The sequence below is a fragment of the Barnesiella viscericola DSM 18177 genome (assembly GCF_000512915.1).
Classification (GTDB): Bacteria; Bacteroidota; Bacteroidia; order Bacteroidales; family Barnesiellaceae; genus Barnesiella; species Barnesiella viscericola.
The window spans coordinates 2443610-2458700 of record NZ_CP007034.1 but is presented as its reverse complement, the minus strand read 5'-3'; the positions used below and the strand labels follow the sequence as shown (position 1 = coordinate 2458700).

Sequence of the window (15091 nt, the reverse complement as noted above, 5' to 3'; positions counted from 1 at the left end):
AAATCAAAATACGTCCCTAAATTATCGGATTTCCTTTTAATGACCAAGTGTTTTATACACTTATTCCTGATTTGTTCACAGAGTTTTCTGTAATTCGCGTTTTCTTGTATCAGCCGTTGTTCCAGCTATTGGTAATCACATGCCTAGAAGTAGCGAAGATACGGGCTACCTATTCTGGAAGAATCAAAAGCTATTTTCCCGTTGACGAAATTTCCCTGCCGATGTAACGTAATGACACCCGATGTCACGCATCGTCAGTGTTGTAAATCAATGAATTAAGCGTTATATATTCGTGGTCGAAATCATTTTTTGTCTCACCAATTAAAAGTTTCGACACATGAAAAAAAGATTCTTTTTTGCAGCCATGATGCTGCTTGCAACGACAGGGGCTTTCGCCCAGGGTAACGGTATCGGCGGTATCACTGAAGCCACCAACATGGTCACTTCCTATTTCGATCCGGGAACCAAATTGATTTATGCCATCGGAGCCGTGGTCGGCCTTATCGGAGGCGTGAAGGTCTATTCCAAGTTTTCCTCGGGAGATCCCGACACCTCCAAGACGGCAGCCAGCTGGTTCGGCGCCTGTATCTTTTTAATCGTAGCCGCCACAATCTTACGCTCATTCTTCCTCTGATTATGGCGGAGTATCCTATCAACAAGGGAATCGGCCGCAGCCCTGAGTTCAAGGGGCTGAAAAGCCAGTACCTGTTCATCTTCGCCGGCGGACTGCTCGCCCTGTTCGTCCTGTTTGTCATCATGTACATGGCAGGTATCGACCAGTGGGTATGTATCGGTTTCGGTGTCATCTGCGCTTCGGTGCTTGTCTGGGTGACTTTCCGCCTGAACGCGAAATACGGTGAATGGGGACTGATGAAATTGCAGGCGCTGCGCCGCCATCCCCGCTACATCATCAGCCGGAAGGGTTTCCTCCGGTTGATTTGTCCAACCCCGAAAAAACGAAGCGTATGAGAAATGTAATGAAAGCCGCCACGCTGGAAAGCCGGTTCCCTCTGATGGCCGTCGAGCACGGGTGCATCATCAGCAAGGATGCCGACATTACCGTGGCCTACAGGGTGGAGCTGCCGGAAGTGTTCACGTTGACACGCGCCGAATACGAGGCCCTTCATTCCACATGGGCGAAGGCTGTCCGGGTTCTACCGAACTACAGCATTGTCCACAAGCAGGACATCTTCATCGAGGAGAGCTACAGACCTGACATTTGCCGTGATGACCTGAGTTTCCTCAGCCGCAGTTTTGAAAGGCATTTCAATGAGCGGCCGTACCTGAACCATACCTGCTATCTGTTTCTGACAAAGACCACGAAGGAACACAGCCGCACGACAAGCAGTTTCAATGCCCTCACGCGCGGGTTCATCATCCCCAAGGAGATGCAGGACAAGGATACCGTTGCACGCTTTCTGGAATGCTGCGGGCAGTTCGAGCGTATCGTGAACGACAGCGGTCTGCTCCGCATGGTCAGGCTGACGGACGAAGAGATTACCGGTACGGAAACCTCCGCGGGCATTATCGAAAAGTATTTTTCGCTTTCGCAGGAAAATACGACCAGCCTGCAGGACATCACTCTCGGAGCCGGGGAAATGAAGGTCGGCGACAATGTGCTCTGCCTGCATACCCTTTCTGAGACGGAGGATTTGCCGTCATCCGTGGGTACGGACAGCCGTTATGAACGACTCTCCACGGACTGCAGCGACTGCCGCCTCTCCTTTGCCGCACCGATAGGGATACTGCTCACGTGCAACCATATCGTGAACCAGTATCTCTTCATAGACGATTCGGCGGAGAACCTGAGGAAGTTCGAGCAGACCGCCCGCAACATGCACTCGCTGTCCCGTTACAGCCGCTCCAACCAAATCAACCGTGAATGGATTGAGGAGTATCTGAACGAGGCGCACAGCAAGGGACTCACTTCCATCCGTGCGCACTGCAATGTCTTTGCATGGAGCGACGACCGGGAGAAGCTGAAGCGTATCAAGAATGATGTGGGTAGCCAGATTGCCCTGATGGAGGCCAAGCCCCGCCATAATACCGTCGATGTACCGACACTCTTCTGGGCGGCCATTCCCGGCAATGCCGGTGATTTTCCGTCTGAGGAAAGTTTCTACACCTTCATCGAGCAGGCCCTGTGCCTGTTCATTGGAGAAACGTCCTACAAGGATTCGCTTTCACCGTTCGGCATCCGCATGGTGGACCGTCTGACCGGAAAGCCTGTTCACCTGGACATTTCCGACCTGCCGATGAAGAACGGTACGATTACCAACCGCAACAAGTTCATTCTCGGACCTTCGGGCAGCGGGAAGTCATTCTTTACCAACCACATGGTGCGCCAGTATTACGAACAGGGAGCGCATGTGCTGCTGGTGGACACGGGCAATTCCTATCAGGGATTGTGCGGTCTTATCCATGCCCGCACGCATGGCGAGGACGGCATCTATTTCACCTATGAGGAGAGCAATCCGATAGCCTTCAATCCTTTCTACGTGGAGGACGGTGTGTTTGACATCGAAAAGAAGGAGTCCATCAAGACGCTTATCCTTACCCTGTGGAAACGTGACGACGAGCCGCCGACACGTGCCGAGGAGGTGGCGCTCTCCAATGCGGTCAACCTCTTTCTGGAGAAGATACGCACGGACAGTACCGTGGTTCCGTCCTTCAATACCTTCTATGAGTTCATCCGCGACGAGTATCAGGAAATCCTGAAGACCAAGCGTACACGGGAGAAGGATTTTGACGTGTGGGGATTCCTGAATGTGCTGGAACCTTATTACAAGGGTGGCGAATACGACTATCTGTTAAACTCCGACAAGCAGCTTGATTTGCTTGGCAAACGGTTTATTGTTTTCGAGCTGGACAATATCCGTGACAACAAGGTGCTACTTCCGATTGTCACCATCATCATCATGGAAACTTTCATCAGCAAGATGCGAAAGCTGAAAGGCATCCGAAAGATGATACTCATTGAGGAATGTTGGAAGGCATTGGCATCCGCCAATATGAGCAACTATATCCGCTACCTTTTCAAGACCGTCCGAAAGTTTTTCGGGGAGGCTGTTGTCGTTACTCAAGAAGTGGAAGACATCATATCGTCACCCATCGTCAAGGGAACCATCATCAACAACAGTGACTGCAAGATTTTGTTGGACCAGCGGAAGTATGTCAACAAGTTCGATGAAATCCAGTCCCTGCTGGGCCTGACCGACAAGGAACGTGCCCAGATTCTCTCCATCAACATGGCCAACAGCCCGTCCCGCAAGTACAAGGAAGTGTGGATAGGTCTCGGCGGAACGCAGTCGGCGGTCTATGCCACTGAGGTCTCGCCGGAAGAGTACTACACCTACACGACCGAGGAGACGGAAAAGCTAGAACTGATGCGGCTTACCCGGAAGCTGGGTGGCAATATCGAGCTGGCAATCAAGCAGCTGGCTAATACAAGAAGAAAACAGTAAAATCATTTATCAACCATTAAACAATTAACCACATGAAGAAAAGAATTTTGACAGCCCTATGCTGTATCTGCCTCCTTTCGGCAGGCAGAGTCCACGCCCAATGGGTAGTGACCGACCCCGGGAACCTGGCCCAAGGTATCATCAACGCCGCCAAGAACATCGTCCACACCTCCTCGACGGCCAGCAACATGCTCAACAATTTTCAGGAGACGGTCAAGATTTACCAGCAGGGCAAAGAGTATTACGACGGGCTGAGGAAAGTGAAGAATCTGGTACGTGATGCCCGAAAGGTGCAGCAGACCATTCTGATGGTCGGCGACATCACGGAAATCTATGTGACCAGCTATGAACGTATGCTCAGTGACCCCTACTTCACCCCCGAGGAACTGAGTGCCATCTCCATCGGCTACACGAAACTGCTGGAGGAGAGTGCCAATTTGCTGACCGACTTGAAAACGGTGGTCAATGAGAACGGACTTTCGATGAACGACAAGGAGCGTATGGACATCATCGACCGCTGCTATACCGACATGCTGCAATACCGCAGTCTGGTGCAGTACTATACCAACAAGAACATCGGCGTGTCGTACCTGCGGGCCAAGAAACGGAACGATCTCGACCGCGTGATGGCTCTGTACGGTTCACCCAACGAACGCTACTGGTAATTTCAGGGAGGATTGCTTATGGTATTGTTGGCTGTGAATTTTGACAATCTGCACCAGATTCTGCAAAGTCTGTACACGGACATGATGCCGCTCTGTTCGCAGATGACCGGCGTGGCCAAGGGCCTTGCCGGATTGGGAGCCCTCTTTTATGTGGCGTACCGTGTCTGGCAGTCGCTGGCCAGGGCCGAACCCATTGACGTGTTCCCCCTGCTGCGCCCGTTCGCTCTGGGTATCTGCATCATGTTTTTCCCGACCATCGTGCTGGGTACGCTCAACAGCATCCTGTCACCCGTCGTGACCGGAACGCACAAGATTCTGGAGACGCAGACCTTCGACATGAACGAGTACCGGGAGCAGAAGGACAAGCTGGAGATTGAGGCGATGCGGAGGAATCCCGAGACGGCCTATCTGGTGGACAAGGAGGCTTTTGACAACAAGCTGGACGAGTTGGGAGCCCTGGACGCCATCGAGGCGTGCGGCATGTACGTGGACCGCGCCATGTATAACATGAAGAAGGCGGTGCAGAACTTTTTCCGCGAGCTGCTGGAACTGATGTTCAATGCGGCCGCGCTTGTAGTGGACACGCTAAGGACATTCTTCCTGATTGTCCTTTCCATACTCGGACCGATTTCCTTTGCCATTTCGTGCTGGGACGGTTTCCAGGCTTCGCTCAGCCAATGGTTTGTCCGCTATATCAGCATCTATCTGTGGCTGCCCGTCTCCGATCTTTTCAGCAGCGTGCTGGCCCGCATACAGACCCTGATGCTTCAGAAGGACATCGAGCAGCTGTCTGACCCCAACTTCATTCCGGACAGTTCCAATGCCGTGTATATCACGTTCCTTATCATCGGCATCATCGGGTATTTCACCATCCCGACCGTGGCGAACTGGATCGTGCAGGCCGGAGGAGGCGCCGGGAACTACGGAAAGAATGTGAACCAGACGGCTTCCAAGGCCGGGTCCATCGTGGGAGGCGCCACCGGTGCCGCCGTGGGCAACGTGACCGGAAGACTGTTCAAATAATGACAATCAAAAAAACTGAAAGACAATGGAATTCAAATCACTGAAAAATATCGAGACCAGCTTCCGGCATCTGCGCCTGTTCGGAATCGTCTATCTGGGTGTCTGCACCCTGCTTGTGGGCTATTCCGTGTGGAAGGCGTACAGCTTTGCCGAAGCCCAGCGCCAGAAAATCTATGTGCTGGATGAGGGGAAATCGCTCATGCTCGCCCTATCGCAGGACCTGGAGCAGAACCGCCCCGTAGAGGCAAGGGAACATGTCAGACGCTTCCACGAGCTGTTCTTCACGCTGGCGCCCGACAAGAGTGCCATCGAGGGAAACGTGCAGCGTGCCATGTTCCTGAGCGACCGTTCCGCCTATTCCCATTACGGTGATCTGGCCGAACAGGGTTACTACAATAGAATCATTTCGGGCAATGTCAGCCAGCGTATCGAGATAGACAGCGTGAAGTGCGACTTCAACACCTATCCGTATGATGTCACGACATACGCACGCCTTTTCATCATCCGTAAGAAGAGCGTGACGGAACGCAGCCTTGTCACGCATGGCAGGCTGCGGAACTCCACCCGCAGTGACAACAATCCGCACGGGTTCATCCTGGAAGGGTTCCGCGTGTTGGAGAACAGGGATATCAGAATGTATGACAGATAAAAACAAGGTATGTATGAGAAAGATGTATGTAAAAATCAAGGATTTTATCGGGGGCAGGCTGCGCGGCCTTTGTGACAGGCTCACACCCCGTCAGAGGGCAATCGCCGTCATCGTGATGGCTTCCCTTTTCGCGCTGGTCAATTTCTACATGATTTTCCGGGCGGTTTATGACATCGGGCGGGAGGACATTCGGCAGGACGTCATCAGGATTACTCCGCTTGAGGTTCCCGACTTTGTGCCGGCGGATACCCTTTCCGACGTGAAAATCCGTGAGATGGAAGAGTTTTTTAACCAGTTCAACAGGTAAGATTATGAGTACGGATGCAGAAAAATTGAAACAGAAGCAGAAAATCAGGAAATATCTGGTTTTCACAGGTATGTTCCTGCTGTTCCTCGGGTGCATGTGGCTAATTTTCGCCCCGACCGAGAAAGACAGGCAAGAGGCGGAAAAGAAAACGGGCTTCAATGCCGAACTTCCCGACCCGAGGGGTACGGGTATCGAGGCGGACAAGATGGCTGCCTATGAGCAGGCGGACATGGTTCGCCGGCAGGAGGAGAAGAAGCGTACGCTGGCCGACTTCTCCGCCCTGGCCGATGGACACAGACAGGAGAATGCCCCGGGAATAGAAACGGCACAGGAAATTGGAAGTGAAAATGAAAGCCGTGCGTACCGTTCCGTAGGAAACGGCAGGACGGGTGCCTTCGCCTCTTCCGCCTCGGCCTACAACGACATCAACGCCACGCTTGGCAGCTTTTACGAGAGTCCGGAGGAAGACCCGGAGAAGGAGGCGCTGAAAGCAGAGGTGGAACAGCTCCGCCAGGCTGCCGCAACGCAGACGGCCGGACCGAGCTACGAAGAACAGGTGGCTTTGCTGGAGAAGTCCTATGAGCTTGCCGCCAAATATATGCCTTCGGGCGGCAGCACGGGAACAGCGGAGAGTCAGGAGACGGAAAGTTCCTCAAGGGAGAGGAAGGCGAAAGCCGTTCCTGTCGGGTTGGTGTCCTCTCCGGTCGTGTCGTCCCTTCCTCAGCCTCTTACCGATTCGGTACAGTTCGCGAGGCTGCTTTCCGGTGCGGATATCGGCTTCCATACAGCTGTGGGCAGTGCCGGGACACAGATGGCGAGGAATACCATACGGGCCTGCGTGCATGGCGACCAGACCGTCATCAGCGGACAAAGCGTGCGTCTCAGGCTGCTGGAGGCCATGCGTGTGGGAAGATATGTGCTGCCACGCAATACCCTGCTGACCGGTGAGGGACGTATTCAGGGCGAGCGGCTTGGCATTGAAATCCTGCAGGTCGAATATGACGGCAATGTCATTCCCGTGGAACTGACCGTGCTGGACAGTGACGGACAGGACGGGATATTCATTCCCGGCTCAACGGAAGCGAATGCGGTAAGGGAAGTGGCCGCCAACATGGGACAGAATCTCGGCACAACCATCTCCATCACCAACCAGTCGGCAGGCGACCAGCTCCTCTCCGAGCTTGGACGGGGGGCCATACAGGGCGTGTCGCAGTACATTTCCAAGAAGATGCGCGAGGAAAAGGTGCATCTCAAATCAGGCTACGGACTGATGCTTTATCAGAACAACAATCAATAACCCATTAAAACAGTAAAGACATGAAAAAGATTCTTTTGATGCTTGCCCTCGCAGGCGGCGTTGCAAGTGCACATGCACAGTCGGCTGATACCACGGCCGTAAATGATTTGACCCTGAAGGCGGATATCTATCCGCAGCAGGAGGACGGCGACCTCTATCACGGGCTGTCCAGAAAGCTCACCTTTGACCGGATGATTCCGCCATACGGGCTGGAAGTGACGTATGACAAGACAACCCATATCATTTTTCCCTCGGCTGTCCGTTATGTGGATCTCGGTTCTCCGAATCTGATTGCGGGCAAGGCGGACGGTTCTGAGAACGTCATCCGTGTCAAGGCTACCAGAAAGAACTTCCGTGAGGAGACCAACATGTCGGTGATTACCGAAAGCGGAAGTTTTTACACCTTCAATGTCAAGTATGCCGACGAGCCCCTGCTGCTCAACATCGAGATGGCCGATTTCATCCATGACGGCAGCGAGGTGAACCGCCCGAACAATGCCCTCGACATCTACCTGAAGGAACTCGGCAGCGAGTCGCCCAAGCTGGTACACCTTATAGCCAAGGCCATCCACAAGGATAACAGACGTCACATCAAGCATATCGGAAGCAAGGCGTTCGGCATCCAGTACCTGCTTCGCGGGCTCTATACCCACAACGGGCTGCTCTATTTCCACACCCAGGTGAAGAACACGTCGAACGTGCCTTATGAGGTGGATTTCGTGACGTTCAAGATCGTGGACAAGAAGGTCCTCAAGCGCACGGCCATCCAGGAGCAGGTGATATTTCCGCTGCGTGCCTACAACTATGCCACGGCTGTTGCCGGAAAGAAGGACGAGCGTACCGTCTTTGTCTTTGACAAGTTCACCATTCCCGCCGACAAGATGCTGGTGGTGGAGATGCACGAGAAGAGCGGAGGCCGTCATCAGAGCTTCACCGTGGAGAGTGAGGATATCGTGAGAGCGAGGGTGATCAACGAACTTAAAGTGAAATGACCATGAAGAAGTATCTGTTTCTTTTTGCCGTATGCGTATCGCTTGCCCTGTCATCGGGGCAGGCATACGCCCAGCGTTACCTTCCCGGAATGAAGGGTGTGGAACTCAGGGGAGGCTTTGCCGGAAACCTGAAATCACCGGTTGACTGGTACACGGGCTTTGCCGTGTCGGGATATACGAAAAGGGCCAACCATTGGGTGGCTGGCGTGGAATACCTGCTGAAAAACTACGGCTATCGCGGGACTTCCGTTCCACGGGCCCAGTTTACGGCCGAGGGCGGTTATTACCTGAAGTTCCTGTCCGACCCGGCGAAGATATTCTTCCTCTCTGTCGGCGGTTCCGCCCTGGTGGGATATGAGACGTTGAACTGGGGAGAAAAGGTTCTGTATGACGGTTCCATGCTTTCCCACCGGGATGCCTTCGTCTATGGCGGAGCCCTGACGCTGGAGCTGGAAAGCTATGTGACGGACCGTATCGTGCTGCTTGCCCATGTGCGTGAACGTGTGCTTTGGGGAAGTTCTCTGGGAAAGTTCACGACACAGTTCGGGCTTGGAGTCCGTTTCATCATCAATTAGACGCCTATGGATATAGAGATGATCAGAGGCATTCCCATTGAGGAATTCCTGTCCCGTCTGGGACAGGAGCCGGTCAGACGGCACGGCGACGAATGCTGGTATCTCTCCCCGTGCCGTGAGGAAAGGACACCTTCGTTCCATGTGAACACCCGCAAGGGTGTATGGCACGACTTCGGTACCGGGCATGGAGGCGACATCTTCACCCTTGCTGGAGAACTTTCGGGATGTGACGGCTTCATGGCTCAGGCGAGGTTCATCGCCGGAGTATATGGAGGCACAATACCTGAATATGCCGGACAACCAAGGGTAAAGGATAGTATCAGGATGGAAAAGCAGAAAGAGGCCTCTCGCTTTGAGGAAGTGGTACGGAGTCCCTTGTACTGCAATGTCCTGCTCGGCTATCTGAAGGGACGCGGCATTCCTGCCGGAATAGCCCGTGCAGAGTGTGAGGAAGTACGGTTCCGGCTGTACGGCAAGCGGTATTTCGCCGTCGGCTTCAGGAACATGGGCGGAGGCTATGAGCTGCGGACCAGGTTCATGAAATGGTGCCTGCCGCCCAAGGACATCTCCGTCATCCGCAACGGATCGCTTACCTGCAACCTTTTTGAGGGCTTTATCGACTTTCTTTCATGGAAGGTACTCGGCATCAGCCGCGGTGAGGATTATCTGGTCCTCAATTCGGTGGCCCTGCTTGAACGTTCGTTCCTTTTTCTGGACAATTACGGGAGGATCCGGTGCTACCTGGACAATGACGATGCCGGAAAAAGGACACTGGCCGTCCTTCGGAAACGCTACGGTGACAGGATTGACGACTGTTCCGACCTGTATGCCGGATGCAAGGACCTGAACGAATATCTGGAAAGCAATTTTCCGCCTGAACAGTAATTTTTTTATAAACCGTTAAAACAAGAAATGAATATGAAACCTAATATGAACAGAAAAGGGCTGTATGCCCTTGTATGCGCCTTGATGGGCCTGACCTTTGGTATGCTGACCTCGTGCAGCGATGACCTTGACATGCAGCAATCCTATCCCTTCACGGTGGAGACGATGCCCGTACCCACACGCATCGTGAAAGGCGAGACCGTGGAAATACGCTGCGAACTGAAACGGGAAGGGCGGTTCACCGATGCCCGCTATACCATTCGCTATTTCCAGCCGGACGGCGAAGGCAAGCTGCGCATGGACGACGGAATGGTGCTGCTACCCAACGACCGCTATCCCCTGGACCGGGAGGTGTTCCGCCTTTATTACACCTCCGAGTGTGAAGACCAGCAGAGCATCGACATCTATTTTGAGGACAACAGCGAACCGACCCAGCTTTTCCAGTTGACATTCAATTTCAACAACGAGACGGGAGATGAGGACACCGTGGTTACTATCGGTGGCAAGTGGTATCCTTTAATAGATCCGATTCGCCTATGGGAATAAGGACAAGTTTGTTTGCCGCGTTTTTCGCCATCATCTGCTTCGGGAGCATACCGTTGCGGGCGGAGAATCCGGTAAAGGAAAAACAGGACAGGTTCAGCCTTGCGGTCGAGTGCATTAAGCGGTTCGAGGGCTGGCATGGAGAAAAAAGACACTGGCCTTATGTCGGGTACGGGCATAAGGTCCTTCCCGGGGAAAGGCTGACCAATGGCATTACAAAAGAACAGGGGGATTCAATCCTGAGAGCGGATTTACGCAAGTTGTGCCGTATGTTCAGTTATCTGGGACGTGATTCGCTGATTGTAGCTGTTTTGAGCTATAATGTGGGGGCATACCGTTTGAAAGGTTACGGCAAGATGCCCAAGAGCAGCCTGTTGAAGAAGCTGGAGGCCGGAGACCGGAATATCTATAAGGAGTATGTTTCTTTCCGGTGTTACAAAGGTAAGGTAGTTCCGAGTATTGAACGACGAAGGAAGGTGGAATACATGCTGCTCTTCGAGGAGTAAACAAACGAGGAAGAATCTTTCAGTCTTTTGACTGTCAGTTTCTTCCTCGTCTTTTGTTTTACTTTCCGGTTATCGTTTCCGCCATAGGGTTCTGCCGGTGCATTTCCCAGTTCATGATTGCCGATTTTTTACTTGAATTTGCATAGCAGTATTCGCAGAGATGGGGGCAGGTATTGTATTCCCCGATATCCTTGGCTGCCATACATCCGCATGAGGTGCGTTGTCCCGGATCCTTTTTGTGATTGCTGACGAAGTATTTGTTGCCAGGGAGAATCACGGCACCGTAAGGAAGGTCATTCATGTCGAAAAAGGCTGGAGACGGCATTTCCTGTATGATGACGCCCAATGCGGACATCAGCTCCTTGTCTTTCCATGCCAGACGTGCTATAAGGTCACCGTCGATGCAGCGGTTACGGGATATCCTGTATTTGCCAAGATCCAGATTTTCGCCGCAGGTAGCCAGCTCCAGATTCCATCCTCTGTTACGGTTCAGTACCGTCAGTTTTCCGGCAAGCTCCTCCATTTTTTCTTTATTCCATTCATGATATGGGATTCCGCTGTCTGTCATGTTGGCCTTGACCTTTCTGTACGAGTCTATGTCTGCAAAACTGAAAACCAGCTTTTCCGTACAATTGTGTATCTCCGTTCCTACACGTTCGATCTTTTCAATCAGAGTATCCACGGATATGTTGTCTGTGAGTATCAGCGGATCGAACCGCCATATTACGGCTTCTTTGCCCAATATATCGGAAAGAGTCCTGAATGTTTCAATACGTTCTGTCAGCGGAGGAACACCGGTTTCCAGTCCGTCTTCCTCATAATCATTCAAAGTGAACTGGATATAGCAGCCGATACCTCTTTCTTTCAGGATCGGCAGATAAGGAAGAAGAGGTTTGGGATTTTTCGACCAGAACACTATGAATCTTGTATTCCGGTAAGAGATATAGCTCTTTTTTCCGTTGAACGGGTTGTTCCACACGGAATAGCCGGTTTCGAGCCGATGGAAGAACCAGTCCGCATAGAATGCCGGGATGTCCGTGCTGCGGCTTGCCGATATGATGTCGGGAGCCGGAACTTCCATTTTTTGACCGTCTATGATGATATTTGCTTTTTTCCAAGTCATATTGTTAAGATTATATAGTGAAGACAGGCATCGGTTATGAACGCCTGTCCGGGTTGTTGATATGTCATTGGTTTGTTTCTATGCAAAAATAATATGAATATTTCATTCTGTAGCTGTTCAGCCTACCAGAACGGCATCCTGTATTTCCACCTCTGAGGGCAGACGGGAAAGCAGGAGTTCCGCCATTGCTCCGTTCTGCGGAATCAGGGCCGGGAAGTCCGTTCTGCCCGGCTTATATATCTCAGTCGCTACATTATACAAGTCCCAAGCGGTAACCTGTCCCTTTTCGCGGACCAGTTTCAGCACCTCTTCCGTGAAGATGGAAATCTGGCTCTGGTTAAGCGGGTAGGTTTCCACGGAGGATGACAGGTTCCTGTCCGAACTGTCATGGGAGACACGCAATGCTGTCAGCAGCCCGATATACATATACACTTCTTCCAGTGAGACGATTCTGCGTTTCAGCCGCTGAATGCGTGCAATGTCTTCGTTCATGTTCACTTCGAAATTGGCCAGCCATCCGTCCACCGTCTCGAATACCCCTTCCGTTGTCACCTTGTTTTTTCCGTAGTTGCAGATGCTCCTTTCCGGCGAGAGGATACATTGGTTATGGCATACTTTCACGCACGGGCCTATGGCCGCCTGTATGCCATCCTGATGGTAGGCGACGACCAGCGTAGTTGTCAGCTCGTCCGTTTCCCAGTCCTTGATCCGGATAGTCGCGAAGATGCGTCGGAGGATGTGGGCTTCCACTGCCTTTTCACCGTGTGTCTGTTCTACCTGCGGGAGAATGCTCACTCCCGGTTGTGTCTTGTTTCTGTTCTGGGCCGCGAAGATTTCCTCCACCTCGTAATCGAGATTATACTTCTCGCAAATGCCCATCATACGCTGCAGGACCTGGTAGTGATAGATGCCCTGGACAGGCTTGCCGTAGATATCATTCTCCTTGTAGGTACGCTGGAGAGTCTCGAAGTTCATTACTTCGATTCCGTTGTTCTGAAAATCAAACTGCTGTTGTTTTTCCAATACTGCCATTGCTTCCATAATCTTGAATTTTATAAAGTTAATACTATGATTGTCTGTCTTTTTTCAGGTATGTATCTGCCATCCGTGGAACGGTTCAAGTGTCACGGCAAAGGATTGGTCGGGTATTCCGTGATAGAGCAGACCGCCCACGATGCCGACGCTTCCGTCAGGATAGCGTTGCGTGAAGCCGAACGAGTACGGGGCATGGTCATAATAGAGCGAGATTTCGCTTGGATGGTCTGGATTCTCCTCCCATTTTTTCAGTCTGTCCAGACAGTTCTGGAGTGATGTGTCACCGATGGATTCGGCATAGCGTTTTACATTCTGGAAATGTTCTTCATTCAGGATTTTCATGACTCATTGTATTTTATCTGTTAAACACGTCCGGCTCCGGGAGCCGGTATTTTTTATTTCTCGCCTGCCTGACTGTCCCGTGGCCGTACCCGCAAGGTTTGGCGAAAGAAAATACCGCAGCCATCGGCGAGGATAATTTTCTTTCAGCCAACCCCGCAGGGGCCTGACCTTGTCCGGGTACGTTGGACACGGGACTACCTTTGCAGGGAGGAAAATAAAAATTCAGGGTCATCAAACTTATATCTGTGTTATTAGGTTTATGGCTAAATTGTGCCGTTTTCATGTGAATCCGCTTTGTAGATTATTTCATCTATTATCTCTTTCTCTTTTCTCTCACCTTTGAGGAAGGCAAGCAGCCACCGGAAAAAGAACGGGGCTTGGTCTGTCCCCAGCTGTGAGCTTTCCCCGTTACGGGTGGCGCATATTGCAAACCGTCCCAGTCCGAGACTGTCCTGTGGCGGTACGATATGGAATGACAGATCTTCCGTACCGTTGATATGAAGCCCGCCACGGTAGGTGTAGAAAGTCTTTGCGGCTCTACTGTCCGTATCAATGTCCACCCGGCTGTAGCCGCAGCGTTTCAGTTCTCTGATGATTTCCCTGTTTGTCATAATTGTATCTGTCTGATTGGATTTGAAATGTTCTGGTGTACTGTTCCCGTATTTGGGGATATGCCGTGTTCTGACACCCACTTCCGGTATGCCGTGGCATATTCCTGCCTTTCCCGTTCCAGACTGCTTTCCGTTTCCGGAGTATATCCGAGCAGACGTATGTATCCGCCGTTGCAGCCTGTCAGTTCGCAGCGCATTCCGGCTGCCTCCAGTTTCCCGATGCGTTTCTCTGCCGTCTTCGCACTCGAATATTCCTTGGGCCAGAAATAATGTTCTCCCTGTGAGCCGTAAAAGTCTTCTCCGAGTATCATTTCTCCGATATGTCTCCGGCTCTCGATGAAGCCGAACCGGGCCTTGCCCAGTGCCTGGCGCATTGCCTTGTGTGCCGATCCTTCGGGATGGCGGAACACTTCAGGACTGTCTTTTCCCGTAATCTTCGGCAGTTCCATCCGGTACGGCTGTCTGTAGCTGCCGATTCCGAGTGTGAGGTAGAAGTTGGTGTGGAAATAGTCCGTCATAGGGTCGCTTTCATCGAAATTGTATGACATCACAAAATCCCTGACGTTTGTCATCACCTCCTTGGCCCGGTCTGTCAGACTGTCCGATGCCTGGATGTTGTAGTGGTTGATGTCTCCCTGTACCTTGCCGGATTCTTTTGTAAAAGCCTCGAAGTCCGCTTTCATCAGCCGGACAAGGATTGAGCTGTATCCGTCCCTGCGGACTGAGAAGGTGTATCTCGGATAGGTCTCCTTGAGCCATGTCCTGACCAGTTCCGTGATTTCCGGCGCGGACTGTCCGGTATAGTTGCGCCCTTTCCAGCGGTATTCATTGTACACGTATTCAGCGTATTCCTTTGCGGTGGCATCCTGATAGTCGTGTTCATACCCTGTAGCGGCAGAGGAGACACCAGGCCTGTCTTTCCATATCTCGAAAAGTTTCTCAAACTCGGTGTTCAGCTTTTGCATGAGGACAGTGTCACCACCCTTGTCGGGGTGGTGAAGCATTGCCAGTCGGCGGTATTCCTTCTTCAGGTCCGCCAGTGAGTGTATGTTCTGAAAATAAGTCATGATCGTA

18 protein-coding genes are annotated in these 15091 nt (G+C 52.0%); 13 read left to right on the top strand and 5 right to left on the bottom strand.

Features of this window, described 5'->3' with window-relative positions; genetic code table 11:
* The first annotated feature begins 337 nt into the window (after window positions 1-337).
* From BARVI_RS10170 to BARVI_RS10110, 13 genes are read left to right on the top strand one after another with little or no spacing between them, the layout of a single operon-like run.
* On the top strand, window positions 338-634 hold the full coding sequence (locus BARVI_RS10170; RefSeq protein WP_005801791.1) for a DUF4134 domain-containing protein: 297 nt from the start codon (window positions 338-340) through the stop codon (window positions 632-634).
* A gap of 2 nt (window positions 635-636) precedes the next feature.
* Window positions 637-969 (top strand): DUF4133 domain-containing protein, encoded by a 333-nt coding sequence (locus tag BARVI_RS10165; RefSeq protein ID WP_025279144.1) that lies wholly within the window; start codon window positions 637-639, stop codon window positions 967-969.
* Window positions 966-3464 (top strand): TraG family conjugative transposon ATPase, encoded by a 2499-nt coding sequence (locus BARVI_RS10160; RefSeq protein ID WP_025279143.1) that lies wholly within the window; start codon window positions 966-968, stop codon window positions 3462-3464. Before BARVI_RS10165 ends, BARVI_RS10160 begins: the two co-directional genes overlap by 4 nt.
* 32 nt (window positions 3465-3496) lie before the next feature.
* Entirely contained in the window at window positions 3497-4129 is a 633-nt protein-coding gene (locus tag BARVI_RS10155; RefSeq protein ID WP_025279142.1) for a DUF4141 domain-containing protein, read from the top strand.
* An 18-nt stretch (window positions 4130-4147) separates the two neighbouring features.
* Window positions 4148-5152 (top strand): conjugative transposon protein TraJ, encoded by a 1005-nt coding sequence (gene traJ, locus BARVI_RS10150; protein ID WP_025279141.1) that lies wholly within the window; start codon window positions 4148-4150, stop codon window positions 5150-5152.
* A gap of 25 nt (window positions 5153-5177) precedes the next feature.
* A complete protein-coding gene (gene traK / locus BARVI_RS10145; protein ID WP_025279140.1) occupies window positions 5178-5801 on the top strand; it encodes a conjugative transposon protein TraK in 624 nt (207 codons plus the stop codon).
* Between the two features lie 13 nt (window positions 5802-5814).
* Complete coding sequence (locus BARVI_RS10140; protein WP_005801780.1) at window positions 5815-6108, top strand: TraL conjugative transposon family protein; 294 nt, start codon at window positions 5815-5817, stop codon at window positions 6106-6108.
* A 4-nt stretch (window positions 6109-6112) separates the two neighbouring features.
* The gene (gene traM, locus BARVI_RS10135; protein WP_025279139.1) at window positions 6113-7405 is read left to right on the top strand and encodes a conjugative transposon protein TraM; all 1293 of its coding nucleotides are present in this window, start codon (window positions 6113-6115) and stop codon (window positions 7403-7405) included.
* A 20-nt stretch (window positions 7406-7425) separates the two neighbouring features.
* Window positions 7426-8397, top strand: coding sequence for a conjugative transposon protein TraN (gene traN / locus BARVI_RS10130; protein WP_025279138.1), 972 nt, complete (start codon window positions 7426-7428; stop codon window positions 8395-8397).
* A gap of 2 nt (window positions 8398-8399) precedes the next feature.
* Window positions 8400-8972: a conjugal transfer protein TraO gene (locus BARVI_RS10125; RefSeq protein ID WP_025279137.1), complete on the top strand. Its 573-nt coding sequence runs from the start codon at window positions 8400-8402 to the stop codon at window positions 8970-8972.
* Between the two features lie 6 nt (window positions 8973-8978).
* Window positions 8979-9857: a toprim domain-containing protein gene (locus BARVI_RS10120; RefSeq protein ID WP_025279136.1), complete on the top strand. Its 879-nt coding sequence runs from the start codon at window positions 8979-8981 to the stop codon at window positions 9855-9857.
* Between the two features lie 33 nt (window positions 9858-9890).
* Complete coding sequence (locus BARVI_RS10115) at window positions 9891-10403, top strand: DUF3872 domain-containing protein (RefSeq protein ID WP_025279135.1); 513 nt, start codon at window positions 9891-9893, stop codon at window positions 10401-10403.
* Window positions 10394-10906 carry a glycoside hydrolase family protein gene (locus BARVI_RS10110; RefSeq protein ID WP_025279134.1) on the top strand — a complete coding sequence of 171 codons (513 nt, stop codon included), beginning with the start codon at window positions 10394-10396 and terminating at the stop codon, window positions 10904-10906. The genes BARVI_RS10115 and BARVI_RS10110 overlap by 10 nt, the downstream gene beginning before the upstream one ends.
* 58 nt (window positions 10907-10964) lie before the next feature.
* Here the strand turns inward: BARVI_RS10110 and BARVI_RS10105 are convergent, their stop codons facing one another.
* The 5 genes from BARVI_RS10105 to BARVI_RS10085 form a co-directional block, all read right to left on the bottom strand.
* The gene (locus tag BARVI_RS10105; RefSeq protein WP_025279133.1) at window positions 10965-12029 is read right to left on the bottom strand and encodes a DUF1848 domain-containing protein; all 1065 of its coding nucleotides are present in this window, start codon (window positions 12027-12029) and stop codon (window positions 10965-10967) included.
* A gap of 117 nt (window positions 12030-12146) precedes the next feature.
* Entirely contained in the window at window positions 12147-13070 is a 924-nt protein-coding gene (locus tag BARVI_RS10100) for a hypothetical protein (protein WP_025279132.1), read from the bottom strand.
* 45 nt (window positions 13071-13115) lie between these two features.
* Window positions 13116-13406, bottom strand: a complete 291-nt coding sequence (locus BARVI_RS10095; protein ID WP_025279131.1) for a DUF4120 family protein — start codon at window positions 13404-13406, stop codon at window positions 13116-13118.
* Between the two features lie 263 nt (window positions 13407-13669).
* Window positions 13670-14017: a hypothetical protein gene (locus tag BARVI_RS10090; protein ID WP_025279130.1), complete on the bottom strand. Its 348-nt coding sequence runs from the start codon at window positions 14015-14017 to the stop codon at window positions 13670-13672.
* On the bottom strand, window positions 14014-15084 hold the full coding sequence (locus BARVI_RS10085; protein WP_025279129.1) for an LPD29 domain-containing protein: 1071 nt from the start codon (window positions 15082-15084) through the stop codon (window positions 14014-14016). The genes BARVI_RS10090 and BARVI_RS10085 overlap by 4 nt, the downstream gene beginning before the upstream one ends.
* Window positions 15085-15091 lie beyond the last annotated feature (7 nt).

Bases quoted from the DNA above. Each gene is read 5' to 3' on its own strand.
- BARVI_RS10170 (WP_005801791.1), top strand. From the start codon at position 338: ATGAAAAAAAGATTCTTTTTTGCAGCCATGATGCTGCTTGCAACGACA.
- BARVI_RS10155 (WP_025279142.1), top strand. From the start codon at position 3,497: ATGAAGAAAAGAATTTTGACAGCCCTATGCTGTATCTGCCTCCTTTCG.
- BARVI_RS10090 (WP_025279130.1), bottom strand. From the start codon at position 14,017: ATGACAAACAGGGAAATCATCAGAGAACTGAAACGCTGCGGCTACAGC.
- traN (WP_025279138.1), top strand. From the start codon at position 7,426: ATGAAAAAGATTCTTTTGATGCTTGCCCTCGCAGGCGGCGTTGCAAGT.
- BARVI_RS10120 (WP_025279136.1), top strand. From the start codon at position 8,979: ATGGATATAGAGATGATCAGAGGCATTCCCATTGAGGAATTCCTGTCC.
- BARVI_RS10110 (WP_025279134.1), top strand. From the start codon at position 10,394: ATGGGAATAAGGACAAGTTTGTTTGCCGCGTTTTTCGCCATCATCTGC.
- traK (WP_025279140.1), top strand. From the start codon at position 5,178: ATGGAATTCAAATCACTGAAAAATATCGAGACCAGCTTCCGGCATCTG.
- BARVI_RS10115 (WP_025279135.1), top strand. From the start codon at position 9,891: ATGAAACCTAATATGAACAGAAAAGGGCTGTATGCCCTTGTATGCGCC.
- BARVI_RS10125 (WP_025279137.1), top strand. From the start codon at position 8,400: ATGAAGAAGTATCTGTTTCTTTTTGCCGTATGCGTATCGCTTGCCCTG.
- BARVI_RS10165 (WP_025279144.1), top strand. From the start codon at position 637: ATGGCGGAGTATCCTATCAACAAGGGAATCGGCCGCAGCCCTGAGTTC.
- BARVI_RS10160 (WP_025279143.1), top strand. From the start codon at position 966: ATGAGAAATGTAATGAAAGCCGCCACGCTGGAAAGCCGGTTCCCTCTG.
- BARVI_RS10100 (WP_025279132.1), bottom strand. From the start codon at position 13,070: ATGGAAGCAATGGCAGTATTGGAAAAACAACAGCAGTTTGATTTTCAG.
- BARVI_RS10095 (WP_025279131.1), bottom strand. From the start codon at position 13,406: ATGAAAATCCTGAATGAAGAACATTTCCAGAATGTAAAACGCTATGCC.
- BARVI_RS10105 (WP_025279133.1), bottom strand. From the start codon at position 12,029: ATGACTTGGAAAAAAGCAAATATCATCATAGACGGTCAAAAAATGGAA.
- BARVI_RS10140 (WP_005801780.1), top strand. From the start codon at position 5,815: ATGAGAAAGATGTATGTAAAAATCAAGGATTTTATCGGGGGCAGGCTG.
- traJ (WP_025279141.1), top strand. From the start codon at position 4,148: ATGGTATTGTTGGCTGTGAATTTTGACAATCTGCACCAGATTCTGCAA.
- traM (WP_025279139.1), top strand. From the start codon at position 6,113: ATGAGTACGGATGCAGAAAAATTGAAACAGAAGCAGAAAATCAGGAAA.
- BARVI_RS10085 (WP_025279129.1), bottom strand. From the start codon at position 15,084: ATGACTTATTTTCAGAACATACACTCACTGGCGGACCTGAAGAAGGAA.